This is a genomic window from Thermoanaerobaculia bacterium (genome assembly GCA_035260525.1).
Taxonomy (GTDB): domain Bacteria; phylum Acidobacteriota; class Thermoanaerobaculia; order UBA5066; family DATFVB01; genus DATFVB01.
Map to the genome: position 1 here is coordinate 1 of DATFVB010000035.1, position 16,619 is coordinate 16,619.

A 16,619-nucleotide genomic window follows, 5' to 3' on the forward strand; every position below is an offset into this window, starting at 1 on the left:
GGATGCCTTCCCCGAGGCGCAGCGGATCGCGTCGCTGCCGAAAAAGAGCGTTCAGGCCGCTCGCGCCTCGCGGTAGCGGGCGGCGCGAGACGCGCCGTCACACCCGGGCGATATCCGCTGCGCGGACGCGCGCCTCCGGACGGCCGGCGTCGCGTTACGGGTGTCGCTGAACGGTAGCCGGAGCGGAGTGCGCCGCCGCCGTGACCGTCTGGCGGCTCGGGTCATTGAAGACCTCGAACCTCCGGCGCCCGATGAGCGTCCGGTAACCCCGGCAATCCGAGGCGTACACGTTCAGGTCGTGCGCCGTGTTGGCGAGCTGGGTCGTGTCGAGCGCGAACGACCACCCCACCTTCGCGAGACCCGCCGTCCAGGACGCAGCGCTGTCGTTGCAGGGCGGATTCGGGCTCACGAATCCCGACGGAACCCGCACGTCGTGAACCGGCACGTCGGCGCGAATGAGGCACCAGTCGGTGCCGGCGTTGTTGTCGTTGCTGCCGGGCGCGGACGGCTGGCAGTCGGGATCGACGACCAGGCAGTTCGTGTCGGGCGGACAGGGAATCCCGCAGGGCTGCTTCGTGATGATGTCGGTGTAGTGACCGTCCACGTCGACGTCGATGTGGGAGAACGAGTTCGTCGAGTCACAGGAGAACCCGTCCGGATCGAACGCCCAGCCCGAGATCTCGGCCGTGCCGGTCAGGATCTGCTGGTTCACCGGCGTTTCGACGTTTCCGAACGCCGGGTGATCGATGGAGGTCACGCCGGTGCAGCCCGTCGTGAAATTGACGGAGATCGGGGTGCCGATCGCCGAAACGGTTTCCGCGACGTCGCCAGCGCGAATCGAGATGTCGTGCTTGCCCGGGACGATCGTCGTGACGCTCCGCACTCCTACGTTCGCTTCGTTGATCGTGCTCAAAGCCGGGACGAAGATGACGAGGTGACCGGTGCCGTCGTCGACGGCCGCGAAATCGAAGACGAACCCGGCATTGTCGGAGTTCACGAAACCGGGATACTGCTTCTCGACATCCGGCCGATTCAGCCCGTAGCAGTTCGCATAGCCGCCGTTGATCAGAACGCAGTCCTGTCGCGTGTCCGCGATGACGACGCCGTCGATCAGGAGCTGGACGTAGCCGGTCTGGCCGAGGTCCCCGCGGGCGCCGGTGTCGAGGACCCAGCCGGAGACCGGGTTCAGATCGGAGCGCTTGATCGTCAGCGTGAACGGCGGGGGCTCGCCGGGGTTGACGCAGGGCGACACCTGGCAGGTGGTGGGGCCGGACGGTTGGGCGACCGCGCAGATCGACCGCATCGTCGATTCGTCGATCGGGTACTGGAGGTCGCCGAACGGATGGAGGTTCAGGCTCGCGTTGTCGACCTGGACGCTCCGAGTACCGAGAATGGACGTTTCCGGCGCGGCGCCGCCATCGGAGAGCCCGACCGCGACGGCGGAGATCGTGTGCATCCCGTTGATGAGCGCGGTCGAGTCGAGGTAGACGGCCCAGCCGGAATTGAGCGAGTTCGGGATCGCCGGATATATCGCCTGGATGTCCGGCCTCTGGCTGAACGCGTTGGTGGTCGCGAGCACCTGTCCGTCGACGAGCACGTCCACTCGCCCGACGCCCTGGCTCCCGACGACCCACCCCTGCACCAGAAACGCGGAGTTGGCCCCCTGGACGATCGACGAATCGTCCGGCGGGTTGTCGATCGATCCGATCAGGGTCGCCGCGCGCGAAGGCGCGGACGTCGCCGCGAGGCAAAGAGCAACGAGGAGCCCGAAAGCGAATCGACGCATATTTACCCCTCCGCAATTGACCCTGTTTCGACCGAGAACCTGGCCTCATTGTCGCGAGGAAGTCCAAGAAAGTCAAGGGCAAACAGCCATCTTCGTGTTAGAAAGCGGCATGGAAAAAGGGCGCCGCGTCAAGGTCGCGGTCTCGATCGCGCTCGCGGCGGCGCTGCTCGCCTTTTTCCTTTCCAAGGCGAATCTGAGGGACGTCGGGGCCCGCATCGCGCACGTGGCGCCGGGCGCCTTCCTCCTATCGCTCGCCTGCGCCCTCTCCGCGATCCCGCTCCGCGCCTGGCGCTGGCAAGTCCTGCTCCGCCCGGTCGGCCGGGTGCCGTTCGGCGCGAGCTTCGCCGCGACCTCGATCGGCTTCGCCGCCTCGACGGTGCTGCCGGCGCGCGCCGGCGAGGTCGTGCGGCCCGTCGTGCTCGCCGGGCGCACGCGGGTCCCGCTGTCGGCCTGTTTCGCTTCGGTCCTCTTCGAGCGGGTCATCGACCTCACGACGGTGCTCCTCTTCTTCCTTTTCTACGGGCTCTGGCCGGGCCTGCGGCCGAGCTTCTCCGGCCAGGCGGCGACGGTCTTCGCGAGCCTCCGCGCCCTCGCGATCGCCTCGGGCGCGGCGGCTCTCGTCTTCTACGCCGTCGCGCTCATCGCGACCGGAAGGCGCCACGGCGCCCAGACGGTCGTCGAGCGGATGATCGGGTGGCTCCCGGAACGGCTGCGCGCCCGGGCGGCCGGCGCGTTCTCCTCGTTCCTCGACGGCATGCAGTCCGTGAGACACCCGCGGACGCTCGCCGCGACCGCGTTCCTGTCGGTCGCGCTCTGGGCGATCGTCTGCGGGCAGGTCTATTTCCTGTTCCGCGCCTTTCGCCTCCCGCTCGGCCCGGCCGCGTCGATCCTCATCGTCGTCGCGACCCTCATCGGCCTCGCGATCCCGACGCCGGGAGGGGTCGGAGGGTTCCACAAGCTCTGCCAGGTCGCTCTGACGCTCTTCTACGGAATCGACGTCGACGCCGCGACGGGGCTCGCGATCGTGTACTGGTTCGTCGCCTTCACTCCCGTGACGCTCATCGGTTTCTGGCTCTTCGCCGCCGGGCCCGGGAGGCGCGAATCGCTCGCCGACCTGGCGGAAGCGGCGGCCGCGGAATCGAGCGGCAGCGGGGCCCGGGGAATCGAGATAGATTAGATCCGATGAAGTGCCCTTTCTGCGGAGGGCTGGAAGATCGGGTGGTCGACTCCCGGGAAGGGCGTGACGGGGAATTCATCCGCCGGCGCCGCGAGTGCACGGTCTGCAACCGGCGATTCACTTCCTACGAGACGATCGAGGACATTCCGTACATGGTCGTCAAGAACGACGGGCGCCGGGAGCCGTTCGACCGCAAGAAGCTCCGCGCGGGGCTCTCCCGCGCCTGCGAGAAGCGCCCGATCCCCTCGGCCCGCCTCGACGCGATCGCGGACGAGGCCGAGAACCGGCTCCACGAGAGCCCCGAGCGCGAAATGACGACCCGCGATATCGGTTCCCTGGTCATGGAGCGGTTGAAGGAGCTCGACGAGGTCGCGTACGTGCGGTTCGCGTCGGTCTACCGGCAGTTCGAAGACGTCGGCGAGTTTCTCGACGAGCTGAAGACGCTGCTGTCGGGCCGCCGCCAACCGAAAGGAGCGAGGTGAGGCTGAATTTCCAAGCGCCGATCTCCAAATTCCAAAAGGGAATCGGTGATCTCCGGTCCTCGAATTTCCTGGAATTTGACGCTTGGGATTTGGAATTTCCGCGGCGTCGGAGCGCTCCCGTGAGCAGAGCGGAGACGCGCCCGTGAGACGGGCCGGATTGTTCGGGCCGCTGATGGAGATCACGCGGCTCCAGTCGGAGCTCAATCGTCTCTTCTCGGGGATCCTCGAGAACCAGCGGGCCGCGCTCGCGACCGCGGCGGCGTGGGACCCCAACGCCGACGTCCTCGAGGACGCGCAGCAGATCCGGATCGTCGTCGAGGTGCCGGGGTTGGCCGCCGGGGACCTGTCCGTCGCCGCTCAGGGCAGCCGGGTGCGCGTGCGCGGCATCAAGCGCACGGAGCCGCAGAACGGCGAGCGGCCGAAGTTCCTCTGCATGGAGCGATTCTTCGGGGAGTTCGAGAAGGTGATCCCGGTGCCGTATGCCGTCAACCTGAAGCAGGCGTCCGCCACGCTGCGCGACGGTCTCCTCACGGTGATCCTCCCTCGGGTGACCGCCGAGCGCCGGCGCTTCGTCGAGATCCAGATCCAGATATCGGAAGGAAACCCCTGATGCCCGACAAGGAGTTCGACAAGCCCGCGGAGTCGATCGGCGAGATCCCGATCCCCGACATCGTGCCGGTCCTCCCGCTCAAGGACATGGTCGTCTTCCCCTACATCATCGTGCCGCTCTCGGTGTCGCGGGAGAAGTCGATCAACGCCGTCGACGCCGCGCTCGCGGAGCAGCGCGTGATCATGCTCACGCTCCAGAAGAACGCCGACAGCGAGTCGCCGGCGCCGGCGGAACTGCACGACGTCGGCACGCTCGCCGCGATCATGCGGATGCTCAAGCTCCCGGACGGACGGATCCGGCTGCTCGTCCAGGGCGTCTCCCGCGCGCGCGTCAACTCGTTCCTCCAGCAGGACCCGTACTTCCGGGCCAAGGTGACCCGGATCCCGGAGCCGGAACCGGCCAAGCGCCTGGCTCCCGAGGAGGAAGCGCTCGTCCGCGGCGTCAAGCAGAACCTCGAGCGCAGCGTCACCCTCGGCAAGAACATCTCGCCCGAGGTCATGCTGATCGCCGCGAACCTCGAGGACACGGCCCGGCTGGCCGATCTCGCGGCCTCGAACATGGAGCTCAAAGCCGACCAGTCGCAGCGGGTCCTCGAGACGGTCAACGCGATCCCGCGGCTGCGCCTCGTCAACGAGGAGATCCTGAAAGAGATCAACGTCCTGACGATGCAGCAGGAGATCACGTCGCAGGCTCGCGGCGAGATGGACAAGTCTCAGCGCGAATACTTCCTGCGCCAGCAGCTCAAGGCGATCCAGCAGGAGCTCGGGGAAGGCGAGGAGCTCTCCGAGGAGATCGAGCACTACCGCCGACTCGTGACCGAGAAGAAACTTCCGGAGGAAGCCGCCGGCGAGGTCGCCAAGCAGATCAAGCGGCTCGAGCGCAGCCACCCGGACTCGGCCGAGACCGCGATCATCCGCACGTATCTCGACTGGATGACCGGTCTTCCGTGGGGGACGTTGTCGACCGACGCCTCCGACCTCGAGCGCGCCCGCCGCATCCTCGACGAGGACCACTACGACCTCGAGAAGATCAAGGCGCGGATCATCGAGTTCCTCGCCGTCAAGACGCTCAAGAAGACGATGAAGGGCCCGATCCTCTGCTTCGTCGGCCCCCCCGGCGTCGGGAAGACCTCGCTCGGCCGGTCGATCGCGCGCGCGCTCGACCGCAAGTTCATCCGGCTCTCCCTCGGCGGCGTGCGCGACGAGGCGGAGATCCGCGGCCACCGACGGACCTACGTCGGCGCGCTCCCGGGGAGGATCATCCAGGGGATCTCCCAGGCGGGAACGTCCAATCCCGTCTTCATGCTCGACGAGATCGACAAGCTCGGGGCCGACTATCGCGGCGATCCCTCGTCGGCGCTGCTCGAGGTGCTCGATCCGGAGCAGAATTCGACGTTTCGGGATCATTACCTGGGGGTTCCGTACGACCTCTCGCGCGTGCTCTTCGTCGCCACCGCGAACATTCTCGACCCGATCCAGCCGGCGTTCCTCGACCGGATGGAGGTGCTCACCCTGTCGGGATACACGGAGGGGGAGAAGCTCCAGATCGCGCGCCAGCACCTCATCCCGAAGCAGATGGAGGAGAACGGCGTCACCGAGCACGCCGTCGAGTTCACGACCGCGGGCCTGAAGCACATCATCGAGGGATACACGCGCGAAGCGGGCCTGCGGAACCTCGAGCGCGAGATCGGCTCGGTCGCGCGCAAGGTCGCCGTCGCCGTGGCGAAGGGGAAGAAGACGAAGTTCCGCATCACTCCCGCGGTCGCCGCCCGCATGCTCGGGCCGACGAAGTTCTTCTCCGAGGAACGCCTGAAGAAGGACGAGGTCGGCGTCGCGACGGGCCTCGCGTGGACCCCCGTCGGCGGCGACGTCCTCTTCATCGAGGCGAGCGTCGTCAAGGGGAAGGGGGGAATCCTCCTCACCGGGATGCTCGGCGCCGTGATGAAGGAGTCGGCCCAGGCGGCGCTCACGTACGCCAAGGCCCACGCCCAGGAGCTGTCGATCCCGTCGGAGGACTTCGAGAACCGCGATCTCCACGTGCACGTGCCCGAAGGAGCGATCCCGAAGGACGGCCCGTCGGCAGGCATCACGATGGCGACCGCGATCATCTCCGCCTTCACGGGGCGGCCCGTCTCGAAGGACCTCGCGATGACGGGAGAGATCACGCTGCGGGGCGAGGTTCTCCCGATCGGCGGCGTGAAGGAGAAGGTCCTCGCGGCCAAGCGGGCGAAAATCCGGCACGTGCTGCTGCCGAAGTTCAACCGGCGCGACGTCGAGCAGATCTCCCCGCACGTGCTCGCGGGACTCGAGATCCGCTACGTGTCGAGCGTGGACGAGGTGCTCGCGGCCGCTCTGCTTCCCGCGCCCTCCGCGCCTCCCGCCGAGTCGGCCGCCGCGCGAAAACGCCCGGCGCCGCTTCCCCCCGAGCCGCCGCGCCCCACCGTATGACCCGGCTTCGCGGGGAGGATGCGCTCACCGCGAAGATCGCCGCCGCGGCGCGGCGGGGGACGCCCCGCGGCGGCCGCCTTCCGCGCGGAAGGATCGTCCGGCGCGTCGGAATCGGCGACGATGCGGCCGTGCTCGACGTTCCCCGCGGACGCTACGTCGCGACGACCGACACGCTCGTCGAGGGGATCGACTTCCTGCGCCGCGAGCTCCCCCGCGCGGTCGGGAGGCGCGCCGCGGCGGCGAACCTCTCGGACCTCGCCGCGATGGGCGCGGACCCGGAGGGATACCTCCTGACGATCGGGCTCGGCCCCGGCCGCGGCGCGGCGTACGCCCTGGCGGTCGCCCGCGGGGTTCTCGCCAAGATGCGGCCGTTCGGCGCGCTCCTCTGGGGCGGCGACCTCTCGCGTGCGCCGGCGACCTTCGTCACGATCTGCCTGGTCGGCCGGGCCGAGCGCCCGGTCCTGCGCTCCGGAGCGCGTCCGGGCGACCGAATCTTCGTGACGGGAACGCCCGGCGCGGCCGCGAAGGCGCTGGCCCGGCGTCGTTCGAGGAAGGGGAAGGCGCCCGAAGCGCGCGAGAAGCCTTACCTCGATCCCGAGCCCCGGATCGCGTTCGCGCGGGAGCTGGCTCGCCGGCGCTGGGCCAGCGCCATGATCGACGTCTCCGACGGGCTCGGCAAGGACGCCCACCGGCTCGCGCGCTCCTCCGGGGTCCGGCTCGCGCTGGCGGGGATCCCCGCCGAGACGCTCGCCTCCGCGAGCGACGACTTCGAGCTCCTCTTCACGGCGCCGGCGCGCCGCGCGGAAGGGATCGTCGCGCTCGCCCGGCGCCTCGGGACGCCGGTCGCCGCGATCGGCCGCGTCGAGCCCGGCCGGGGCGTCGTGCGCGAGGCGGGCGCGCGCCGCCGCGCCGTTCCCGAGCGCGGCTACGACCACCTCGCATGACGAGCTTCGCCGGCCGCTGGCAGCGCTTCATCCTCCATCTCATGGGGAAGGAGGACCCGCCGGAGCGGATCGCGGCGGCCTTCGCGCTCGGCGTCGCGATCAGCTTCTTCACGCCGCTGACCGGCTTCCACACCCTGATCGCGCTCGGCCTCGCCTTCCTGCTGGGGCTCTCGAAGGTCGACGTCGTGATGGGGACTCTCGTCGTCAATCCGTGGACCGTCGTTCCCGTGATCACGTTCGAGCAGTTCATCGGCAAGAAGATGCTGCGCCTTTCCCCCGCGCTCGCCCCGCACCTCCCGTGGCGGGAGATCCTGCACCGGAAGTTCTGGCACACGCTCCGCGGCAGCGGCTGGCACTACCTCGCGGCGCTCACGGTCGGCTCCGTCGTCGCCTCCGCGGCCGCCGCGACCGTCACGTATTTCCTCGTGCGCGGCGTCATCCTTCGGTACCAGCGCACGCACCCTCACCTCTCCGCGCGCCTCCGCGCCACCGGCGAGACGCCGGTCGCGCCGGACTCCGCGTCCGGGACCGATTCGGTGCCAGCGAGCGAGCGCGCGCCGGAGCGTGAGGATCGGCCGGTCTAGCCGAAAAAGGGTCCGCGGTGGCGTCCATCAAGCCGGCGGGCGGCAAAGGCATACCGGGAGCGTCCGTCGTGCCGGCGGCCGGCGGCACGCGCCCGTCCGGCTCGATGCATCGCCGCGCTCCATCTCGGTGTGAGGCCGATATGACGACTCGGTTCATGACAAGTCGAAAGCGCGGCGAGGCGCGAGCCCGACGGGATGCGGGCCGCCGGCCGACGACAAAGGCGTACCGGGAGCGTACGTCGTGCCGGCGGCCGGCGGCACGCGCCCGTCCGGCTCGATGCATCGCCGCGCTAGCTTTCCGGACGCCGCGACGCGATCTCCGGCTCCGAGAAGAGCGCCGGCTGCCGGCGGCGCCACCCGTCCCACCGCCGCGCCGCCTCTCGCGCGGCGTTGGGCGCTCGCGCGAGGTCCGACAGGAGCGCCAGCAGGTCGGAGCGATCCCGGCTCGCCTCGAACAGCGTTTCCCGCAGGTCCGCCGCCTCCTCGAAATCGCTCTGCTCCTCCGCGATCCGGGCGAGCCCGGACAGCGCGAGGCCGTCGGTCGGGAAGAGGTCGAGCGCGGCGTCCCATTCCTCCTCGGCATCCTCGGTCCGGCCCTTCGCGAAGAAGAGCCGCCCGAGGTCCTCGTGATTCAAGGCCATGTCCGGCTCGAGGGTGATCGCGCGGCGGCAGGCTTCGATCGCCTCGTCGAGCCGCCCCCGCCGGAAGAGAAAGACCGCGCGGTGGTACGCGAGCGGATAGGACGTCGGGCAGTTCCGGATTCCTTCGACATACGCGGCGTCCGCCGCGGCGAAGTCGCCGCGCCGCTCGGCCGAGTACGCGATCGTGAACCACCCGTTCTCGTACGTCGGGAAGATCTTGACCGAGCGCCTCCCGTCCTCGATCGCCTCGGCGAGATCGCCGATCTCTCCCGCCATCCGCCCGCGCCCGGCCCACGCGTCGTAGTACCGGGGATAGATCCCCGTGGCGATCGCGTACTGGTCGTATCCGGTGCGATAGCGCTTCCGATCGGCCTCCGCGTAGGCGAAGTCGTAGTGAGCCTTCGCGCTGTCCGGAGAGGTCCGGATGAGATTGCGGAAGAGCGTCTCATCGCTGTCCCAGACCGGGTTCCGGGAGATCGCGCGGAAGAGGAGGAGGAGGACGACGGCCGCGAGCGCGGAGGCGCGCACGGGCCGGCGGGTGAGCGCGGCGGCGTCGGAAGGGAAGAAGGCCGCGGCGGCGAGCGCGACTCCCGCCGAGGGGAGATACATGAGCCGCTCCGCCATGATCGTCCCGGTCGCGAAGAGGAAGTTCGACGTCGGCAGCGCGGCGACGAGGAAGAAAAGGATCCCGAAGCCGGCCGCCGGGCGCCGGGGAAGGAGGGCGATCCCGGCCGCCGCGAGCGCGGCGATCGCGAGGAGCGCGGCCCAGAAGATCGCCGAGCGGGGGAGAAAGACCGGCAGCTGCCAGGCCGACTCGTCGGCGGAGAGGAGCGCGGGAAACACGATCCGGCCGAGGTTGCGCACCATGACCGCCGACGCGTTGGCGATCCGGCTCCAGGGTGAGAGCGAGACGAGCGGATTCTCGAGCTCGAAAAAGCCCGCGCTCTTCGAGATGAGGAAGCCGCGGAGGACCGCGAATCGCACGGCGAAGGAGGCGGCGAGCGGGGCGGCGAAGCCGAAATAGAAGAGGGCGTCGCGGCGGAGCCTCCCGCCGATGCGGCGGAGCAGGGGGCCGGCGTCGCCGGCGAGGTCGAGGAGGAAGAGGAGCCCGGGAAAGACCACGGCGCTCTCCTTGGTCAGGATCGCGAGGAAGTACAGCATCCATGCGCCGATCGGGTACCGCCGTTGCCGCCGCCGTGCCCGCGCGGCCGCGAAAAAGGAGAGGAGCAGGAAGAATGCCGCGAGAACCTCCGCCCGCCCCACGATCGACGTCACCGCCTCGACGTGGATCGGCAGGACGGCGAAAAGGAGGGCCGCGATCCCCGCCGTCGTCTCACCGAATCGGCGGCGGAACAGGAAGAAGAGCAGCCACGTGTTCGCGACGTGGAGGGCGACGTTCACCGCGTGGTAGCCGAACAGGTATCTCCCGTGGACGAGCCAGTTCGCGGCGAAGGAGAGCAGGTCGACGGGGCGATAGGACGTGCCGTTCGTCAGCGGTCCGCCGAAGTAGGGCGTCGTGAAGATCTGGGGAAGGTTCTTCCACTCCTGGATCCGCGGGTTGTCGCGAACGATCGCCTTGTCGTCGTAGGTGAAGTCCCCCGTGAGGCCGTTGGCGTACGACAGGAGACACGCGGCGAGGAGGAGTCCGGCCCAGGGCCGCTTCTCCCACGCGCGGACGATGGCCTGGGCGCGCGAGGCGATCGTCATGTTCGGCCGCGGTGCACGCGCGGAACATATCCCGGCCAAGGCGCCCCCTCAACCGTCGGCCGGCGCGGCGATGCTGAGGCTTCAGCGAAGAAGGAAGCTTTAGCGAAGGCGGAGCGCGCAGGTAGAATCCGCCCGATGCGTTCGAGCGCGGCGGCGGCCTTTTTTCTCGCGGCGGCAGCGCTCCCCGGCGCTCCTCCGGCGCCGCTCCCGGCTCCGTTTCCGGAGGGCGTCGTCGTCGAGCGCGTCGTCTGCGCCGATTCCCCCTCCGAGAGTTATGCGCTCTTCCTCCCGTCCGGCTTCGCCGCGGCCGGAGAGAAGCGGTGGCCGATCCTCTACCTCTTCGACGCCCGGGCGCGCGGCGCGATGGCCGCCCGGCTCTTCGCCCCCGCCGCGGCGCAGCAGGGCTTCATCGTCGCGTCCTCCAATGACACGCGGAGCGACGCCGCCCTCGATCCGAACGTCACGGCGTTCCGGGCGATCTGGCGCGACACGCACGCGCGATTCGCGATCGACGGCCGGCGCGTCTACGCCGGCGGGTTCTCGGGCGGCGCGCGGATCGCGACGCTCATGGCCGCGACCGCGCCGGGAACCGTCGCGGGGGTGATCGGCGCCGGAGCCGGCTTCCACCGGCCGGTCGAAGGCCAGCCGCCCTTCGTCTGGTTCGGCGCGGTCGGGAATCGGGACTTCAACTACGACGAGATGCGGGAGCTCGACGCGACGCTCGCGCGCCTCGGCGCGCCCCATCACCTCGAGATGTTCGACGGCGAGCACGCCTGGCCTCCTCCCGAGGTGTGCGAGGAGGCGCTCGAGTGGATGCAGTACGAGGCGGAGAGGAGCGGTGCGGTTCCGTCCGACCCCGCCCGCGGGGAAGCGCTGATTCGGCGCTTCGCCGAACGGGCGTCCGCGCTCGCGTCGTCGGGCCGGACGCTCCCGGCGATGAAGGAGTACGAGCGGGCGATCGCGGACTTTCCGGCGACGGCGGGAGTCTCTCGCCTCGAGGACGCGCTCGCCGCGCTTCGGAGCTCGCCCGAGGGACGCCGGGCGCAACGCGACGAGGAGGATCGGATCGCGGCCGACGCGGCCTTCCGGGACCGTTTCACGCGCGTCTGGGGGGAGATCCGTTCCGGCGACCCGCTGCCCGGGGCGCGGCTCCGGCAAGAGCTCGGCATCGCGGAGCTCGAGGCCCGAGCCGCGCGGGCTCCCGGGTCGGAAGACGCGCTCGGCGCCGAGCGGCTGCTCTCGGAGATCTTCGTGCAGACCGTGTTCTACCTCCCCCGCGGATACCGTTCGGAGAGAAACTGGTCGCGCGCGATCTTCTGCGCGTCGATCGCCGCCGACGTTCGTCCGGAATCGCCCTACCCGCGTTACGAGCTCGCCGCCCTCCAGGCGCTCGCCGGACGCCCCGACCGCGCGCTCGACGAGCTGGAGAAGGCGGTCGCTCTCGGCTTCCGCGACGCGCAGGAGATCGGCAGCGATCGCGATTTCGACTCCCTCCGCGCCTCTTCGCGGTTCACGGGGCTCGTCGCGCGCATCCGGGCCGCCCCCGCCCCGGCCGTCCCGGGCCGCTGACGCGCTGGAAACTCCCCCCCGGTTCGGCGAGAATCGCCCCTCCATGCCCGAAGAAGGTGGCGGGAGGCGGCCGACGCTGCGCAACATCGTGCTGGGCAAGCCGCTCCGCGCGACGGATCCGGGCGTCTTTCACCACCTCTCGCTGATCGCGTTCCTCGCGTGGGTCGGCCTCGGCGCCGACGGGCTCTCCTCGTCCGCCTACGGACCGGAAGAGGCGTTCAAGGCGCTCGGCCCGCACGCCTCGCTCGCGGTGATCCTCGCGGCGATGACGGCGTTCACGGTCTTCGTGATCTCCTTCGCCTACAGCAAGCTGATCGAGGAGTTCCCGGGCGGAGGCGGCGGCTATCTCGTCGCGACGAAGCTTCTCGGCCCGCGCGCGGGCGTCGTCTCCGGATGCGCCCTGATCGTCGATTACATCCTGACGATCTCGGTGTCGGTCGTGTCGGGCGTCGACGCGATCTTCAACCTCCTTCCCCTCCACTACCATTCGATGAAGCTCGTGACCGCGATCGCGGTCCTCGCCGGCCTCGTGATCCTGAACCTGCGGGGCGTGAAGGAGTCGGTCACCTTCCTGCTGCCGATCTTCCTGGTGTTCTGCGTGACCCACCTCGTCCTGATCCTGACGGCGATCCTCGGGCGCCTCGGAGAGCTCCCCGCCGTCCTGCACGGCACGGCCACCGATTTCCGGGCGGGCGCCGGCACGCTCGGATTCGTGCCGATGCTCTTCATCCTCCTGCGGGCGTATTCGATGGGGGGCGGAACGTACACGGGGATCGAGGCGGTCTCCAACGGCGTCCAGATCCTGCGAGAGCCGCGCGTCCACAACGCGAAGAAGACGATGCTGTACATGGCGCTGTCGCTCGCCTTCACCGCGGGCGGCATCCTCTTCTCCTACCTCCTCGTCCACGCGCACCCGACGCCGGGAAGAACGATGAACGGCGTGCTCGCCGAGATCGTGTTCTCCCCCTGGAGGCTGGCAGGCGCTCCCGTGGGAGCCTGGCTCGTCGTCGCGACGCTCCTGTCGGAGGGGATGCTCCTCTTCGTCGCGGCGCAGACCGGCTTCCTCGACGGTCCGCGGGTGCTCGCGAACATGGCGGTCGACTCCTGGGCGCCGCACCGTTTCGCGCAGCTCTCCGACCGGCTCGTCACGAAGAACGGGGTGCTGCTGATCGGGCTCGCCTCGGGGGCCGTGCTGCTCTACGCCCGCGGCGGCCTGGATCTCCTCGTGACGATGTACGCGATCAACGTCTTCCTCACGTTCACCCTGACCGAGCTCGGAATGTCGCGTCACTGGATCCGCGACCGGAAGATCCTGCCGCAATGGCAGAAGAACCTGCCGGTCCATCTCACCGGGCTCGTTCTCTGCTTTTCGATCCTCTGCGTCACCCTCTACGAGAAGTTCCTCGTGGGCGGGTGGGTGACCGTCGGCGTCACGAGCGCGTTCGTCGTCGCGGCGTTCGCGATCCACGCGCACTACGCCGCCGTTCGCGGCCGGCTGAAGTACCTCGACGACGTCCTGACGCACGTCCCGGTCCACGAGCACGCGATCGAGAAGGAGCCCATGGACCGAAAGGCGCCGACCGCCGCGATCCTGGTCGGCGGGTTCAACGGACTCGGGATCCATTCACTGCTCTCGATCCAGTCCCTCTTCCCTCACCATTACGCGAACTATCTCTTCCTCTCGGTCGGCGTCATCGACTCCGCGAAATTCAAGGGAGAATCGGAGATCGAGGCCCTCCGGGAATCGACGGAGACTTCGCTCCGGCAGTACGTCGATTTCGCCCGGAAGCTCGGGATGAAGGCCGACTGGCGATGCTCGCTCGGGACGGAGGCCGTCGGCGAGGCGGAGAAGCTCGCACTCGAGGTCAAGAAGGAGTTCCCCCGCACGATCTTCTTCCTCGGGAAGCTCGTGTTCGAACGCGACCGTTTCGTGCACCGCTTCCTGCACAACGAGACCGCGCACGCCATCCAGCGGCGACTCCAGTTCTCCGGGCTGCAGAGCGTGATCTTGCCGATTCGCGTTACGGAAAAGGAAATGCACGCCGCGACCGCATAGCGGCGCGGCGATGCATCGAGCCGGGCGGGCGCGTGTCGACCGCTCGCGGGCTTAACGTACGCCCCGGTACGCCGCGCCCGCGGGCCGGCCGGCCCGCATCCCGCCGGGCTCGCGCCTCGCCGCGTCTGCAAAGGGAGGGAGCGAGGCCGCCTTTGTTCGGACCTCACTTGCAAACGCCGGGCTTGGTGCTTTTCGCATCGCGGAGACCTTTCGCCGGAGTAACCGAGGCGAAAGGCCCGCGATGCGGGAGCGTGAGCGTCGGCGAAAGGGGTGGCGGGGGCGCGGTCGAGTCGCTCGTTCGACGAGCCGCGCCGCCGCCACGCGCTCCCCGTCCCTGAGCCAGCTCACGCGACGGGTCACGCGCCCGTCACTCGATGCATTCGCCGCGACCGCGCTAAAAAGCGAACGCAAAGATCCTCTTCCACCAGCTCGGCGCATAGAGTCGACCCAGAAACTCCCGCCCATCCTGCCGCGCCATCCGCCGCAGCATCAGCGCGTATCCCGCGTCGCCGACCCACCGGAACAGCCGGCGGTTGGCGAGCGACGTCGCGATCAACCCGCCGAGCCTCCGTCTCCAGAGCCGGTCGTAGGCTTCCGGGGTTCCGTCGGCGAGCGCCGTCGCCGCCAGATGCCCCGACACGATCGCGCAGCGGATGCCGAAACCCCAGAGGGCGTCCTGGAAGCCGGCGGCTTCCCCCGCGAAGAGCCGGGAGCCCAGCCGCGCCTTCGACGGCCAGTGGACGTTTCCCGTTCCGCCGAACCGGCGCGGCGCCTCCATTCGGAACGGCACCGCCCCGCGGAAGAACTCGAGCGTGCGGCCGAGGTAGACGTTGGCGCGTCGGAAGTCCGCGGACAGGCAGGACGCGACCGTGCCGCGCCCTCCGGCGATGAGCAGATACCCGTACCCGCCGGGCGCGATGCGCTCGGAAAAGACCGCCCAGACGCCGTCGGCGTGATCGGTCTCGAAGACGTAGCCGACGTCGACGGCGTCGCTTCGCCTCGGGCCGCTCGCGACGATCGCCGGCTCCGGCAGCTCCGGGCACGCCCGTCCATAGCGAATCTCGACGCCGGCCTCGAGCGCCTGGCGTTCGAGGGCGCGGTCGAGCGTTCCCGGCTCGGGCCCGCGCCGGACGAGGTAGAACGCGGGACGCCGGGAGCGGACGGTCCTCGCCCGGCCCGCGGCGTCGAAGAACACGCCCTCCCGGACGAGCGCGTGGCAGAACGAGCCATCGATCCCGATCTCCCCGAGCTCCTCGAGAGCGTCCTTGTCGAGCGTCCAGTTCTCGATCGCCTGGAAGTCGCCGTGGAACCGGGCCCCGACCTCCGCCTGGCGTTCCCAGACGACCGGGCGCAGTCCGCGCCGCGCCAGCGTGATCGCGGCCGCGAGGCCGGCCGGACCCGCTCCGACGATCTCGATGGTCCGGCCGGCGCTCATGGGGGAGATTATTGACGATCGGATGCTAGGCCGGGTGCGGCCGGGCCGCGAAGGAGCGGATCTCGATTCCGGCCGACTCGAGCCCCGTTCGAACCGCCCGCGCGATCTCCACCGCGCCGGGACTGTCGCCGTGCAGGCAGATCGTCCGCGCCTCGACCGACACGGGCACACCGCTCGCCGAGACGACGCTGCGGTCGCGGGCGATCGAGAGGGCCTGGGCCGCGGCGCGTTCGGCGGACGCGTGGACGGCTCCCGCGGTGCCGCGCGGCGCGAGCGTCCCGTCCTCGAGATAGAGCCGGTCGGCGAACGCCTCGGCGACGGACGGGATCCCCGCGCGCCGCGCTTCCTCGAGCAGGATCGACCCCGGCATCCCGAGGAGGGCGAGGCGCGGGTGCCGCCGCGCGATCGCTTCCGCCACGGCCCGCGCCGTGTCGCGCCGGCGATGGCAGACGTGGTAGAGCGCGCCGTGCGGCTTGACGTGGCCGAGCGCGACTCCCGCCGCGCGGGCGACGAGCGCCAGCGCCTCGAGCTGCTCGACGACCGTCTCCGCGATCTCGCCGAGCGTCATCGGCAGCTCGCGGCGGCCGAAGGACGCGCGGTCCGGATAGCCGGGGTGCGCCCCGCAGGCCACGCCGTGGCGCGCCGCGGCCGAAAGAGTCGCGCGCATCGTCGCCGCGTCGCCCGCGTGCCCGCCGCAGGCGATGCTGCACGACGAGAGGTACGGGAGGATCGCGGCGTCGTCGAACCCCTCCCCGAGATCGGCGTTGAGGTCGATCTCCGGCGCGCGCTTCACGCCGGCCATGCGCCCTCCCGGGCCGCCCGCTGACCGGCGAACGCGGCCACCGCCTCGTCGCGCGAGATCTCGCGAAAACTCACCATGTCTCCCGGCCGCAATTGTCCCAGAACGCGCAAGTCGGCGGCAACGACGACGGCGATCTTCGGGTAGCCCCCCGTGACCGGCCCGTCCGGCATGAGGACGATCGGCCCGCCTCCGGCGGGGACCTGGACCGACCCGACGACGACGCCCTCCGGCGGGATCTCCCCTTCCGTCGGCGCAACGGCTTCCCCTTCGAGCCGCAGCCCGCGCCGGTCGGATCGCGGAGAGACGCGAAACGGCTGGCCGAAGAAACGCCGCCGCGAGCTTTCGGGAAAGAGGTCCCGCTGCGGCCCCGGCATCGCGC

13 protein-coding genes are annotated in these 16,619 nt (G+C 70.0%); 8 read left to right on the forward strand and 5 right to left on the reverse strand.

Annotation, left to right across the window (positions count from 1 at the left end):
* Positions 1 to 154 precede the first annotated feature (154 nt).
* On the reverse strand, positions 155 to 1,786 hold the full coding sequence (locus VKH46_01380) for a hypothetical protein (protein ID HKB69463.1): 1,632 nt from the start codon (positions 1,784 to 1,786) through the stop codon (positions 155 to 157).
* Between the two features lie 109 nt (positions 1,787 to 1,895).
* Between VKH46_01380 and VKH46_01385 the strand changes: the two genes are divergently transcribed.
* From VKH46_01385 to VKH46_01410, 6 genes are all read left to right on the forward strand, one after another.
* Complete coding sequence (locus VKH46_01385) at positions 1,896 to 2,963, forward strand: lysylphosphatidylglycerol synthase transmembrane domain-containing protein (GenBank protein ID HKB69464.1); 1,068 nt, start codon at positions 1,896 to 1,898, stop codon at positions 2,961 to 2,963.
* Between the two features lie 5 nt (positions 2,964 to 2,968).
* Positions 2,969 to 3,445: a transcriptional regulator NrdR gene (nrdR, locus tag VKH46_01390; protein HKB69465.1), complete on the forward strand. Its 477-nt coding sequence runs from the start codon at positions 2,969 to 2,971 to the stop codon at positions 3,443 to 3,445.
* 142 nt (positions 3,446 to 3,587) lie between these two features.
* Positions 3,588 to 4,055 carry an Hsp20/alpha crystallin family protein gene (locus VKH46_01395; protein ID HKB69466.1) on the forward strand — a complete coding sequence of 156 codons (468 nt, stop codon included), beginning with the start codon at positions 3,588 to 3,590 and terminating at the stop codon, positions 4,053 to 4,055.
* On the forward strand, positions 4,055 to 6,502 hold the full coding sequence (gene lon, locus VKH46_01400) for an endopeptidase La (protein HKB69467.1): 2,448 nt from the start codon (positions 4,055 to 4,057) through the stop codon (positions 6,500 to 6,502). The genes VKH46_01395 and lon overlap by 1 nt, the downstream gene beginning before the upstream one ends.
* Entirely contained in the window at positions 6,499 to 7,446 is a 948-nt protein-coding gene (thiL, locus tag VKH46_01405; protein HKB69468.1) for a thiamine-phosphate kinase, read from the forward strand. The genes lon and thiL overlap by 4 nt, the downstream gene beginning before the upstream one ends.
* A complete protein-coding gene (locus VKH46_01410; protein HKB69469.1) occupies positions 7,443 to 8,030 on the forward strand; it encodes a DUF2062 domain-containing protein in 588 nt (195 codons plus the stop codon). Before thiL ends, VKH46_01410 begins: the two co-directional genes overlap by 4 nt.
* A 290-nt stretch (positions 8,031 to 8,320) precedes the next feature.
* On the opposite strand, the gene VKH46_01415 is transcribed toward VKH46_01410, so the two are convergent.
* Positions 8,321 to 10,378, reverse strand: coding sequence for a tetratricopeptide repeat protein (locus VKH46_01415; protein HKB69470.1), 2,058 nt, complete (start codon positions 10,376 to 10,378; stop codon positions 8,321 to 8,323).
* Positions 10,379 to 10,513: 135 nt separating this feature from the next.
* Here VKH46_01415 and VKH46_01420 point away from each other — a divergent pair, with 135 nt between their 5' ends.
* Positions 10,514 to 11,947 carry a hypothetical protein gene (locus VKH46_01420; protein HKB69471.1) on the forward strand — a complete coding sequence of 478 codons (1,434 nt, stop codon included), beginning with the start codon at positions 10,514 to 10,516 and terminating at the stop codon, positions 11,945 to 11,947.
* Between the two features lie 43 nt (positions 11,948 to 11,990).
* Positions 11,991 to 14,003, forward strand: coding sequence for an APC family permease (locus tag VKH46_01425; protein HKB69472.1), 2,013 nt, complete (start codon positions 11,991 to 11,993; stop codon positions 14,001 to 14,003).
* A 394-nt stretch (positions 14,004 to 14,397) separates the two neighbouring features.
* On the opposite strand, the gene VKH46_01430 is transcribed toward VKH46_01425, so the two are convergent.
* The 3 genes from VKH46_01430 to VKH46_01440 form a co-directional block, all read right to left on the reverse strand.
* Complete coding sequence (locus tag VKH46_01430; GenBank protein ID HKB69473.1) at positions 14,398 to 15,438, reverse strand: NAD(P)-binding protein; 1,041 nt, start codon at positions 15,436 to 15,438, stop codon at positions 14,398 to 14,400.
* 25 nt (positions 15,439 to 15,463) lie between these two features.
* The gene (locus tag VKH46_01435; protein ID HKB69474.1) at positions 15,464 to 16,240 is read right to left on the reverse strand and encodes a 5-oxoprolinase subunit PxpA; all 777 of its coding nucleotides are present in this window, start codon (positions 16,238 to 16,240) and stop codon (positions 15,464 to 15,466) included.
* Positions 16,228 to 16,619 (reverse strand): KipI antagonist (locus VKH46_01440; GenBank protein HKB69475.1); only part of this gene is annotated, 392 nt, incomplete at its 5' end. The genes VKH46_01435 and VKH46_01440, both read right to left, overlap by 13 nt.

Coding starts and splice junctions, on each gene's coding strand:
- VKH46_01420 (HKB69471.1), top strand. CDS start 10,514: ATGCGTTCGAGCGCGGCGGCGGCCTTTTTTCTCGCGGCGGCAGCGCTC.
- nrdR (HKB69465.1), top strand. CDS start 2,969: ATGAAGTGCCCTTTCTGCGGAGGGCTGGAAGATCGGGTGGTCGACTCC.
- VKH46_01380 (HKB69463.1), bottom strand. CDS start 1,786: ATGCGTCGATTCGCTTTCGGGCTCCTCGTTGCTCTTTGCCTCGCGGCG.
- VKH46_01385 (HKB69464.1), top strand. CDS start 1,896: ATGGAAAAAGGGCGCCGCGTCAAGGTCGCGGTCTCGATCGCGCTCGCG.
- VKH46_01425 (HKB69472.1), top strand. CDS start 11,991: ATGCCCGAAGAAGGTGGCGGGAGGCGGCCGACGCTGCGCAACATCGTG.
- lon (HKB69467.1), top strand. CDS start 4,055: ATGCCCGACAAGGAGTTCGACAAGCCCGCGGAGTCGATCGGCGAGATC.
- VKH46_01435 (HKB69474.1), bottom strand. CDS start 16,240: ATGGCCGGCGTGAAGCGCGCGCCGGAGATCGACCTCAACGCCGATCTC.
- VKH46_01430 (HKB69473.1), bottom strand. CDS start 15,438: ATGAGCGCCGGCCGGACCATCGAGATCGTCGGAGCGGGTCCGGCCGGC.
- VKH46_01410 (HKB69469.1), top strand. CDS start 7,443: ATGACGAGCTTCGCCGGCCGCTGGCAGCGCTTCATCCTCCATCTCATG.
- thiL (HKB69468.1), top strand. CDS start 6,499: ATGACCCGGCTTCGCGGGGAGGATGCGCTCACCGCGAAGATCGCCGCC.
- VKH46_01415 (HKB69470.1), bottom strand. CDS start 10,378: ATGACGATCGCCTCGCGCGCCCAGGCCATCGTCCGCGCGTGGGAGAAG.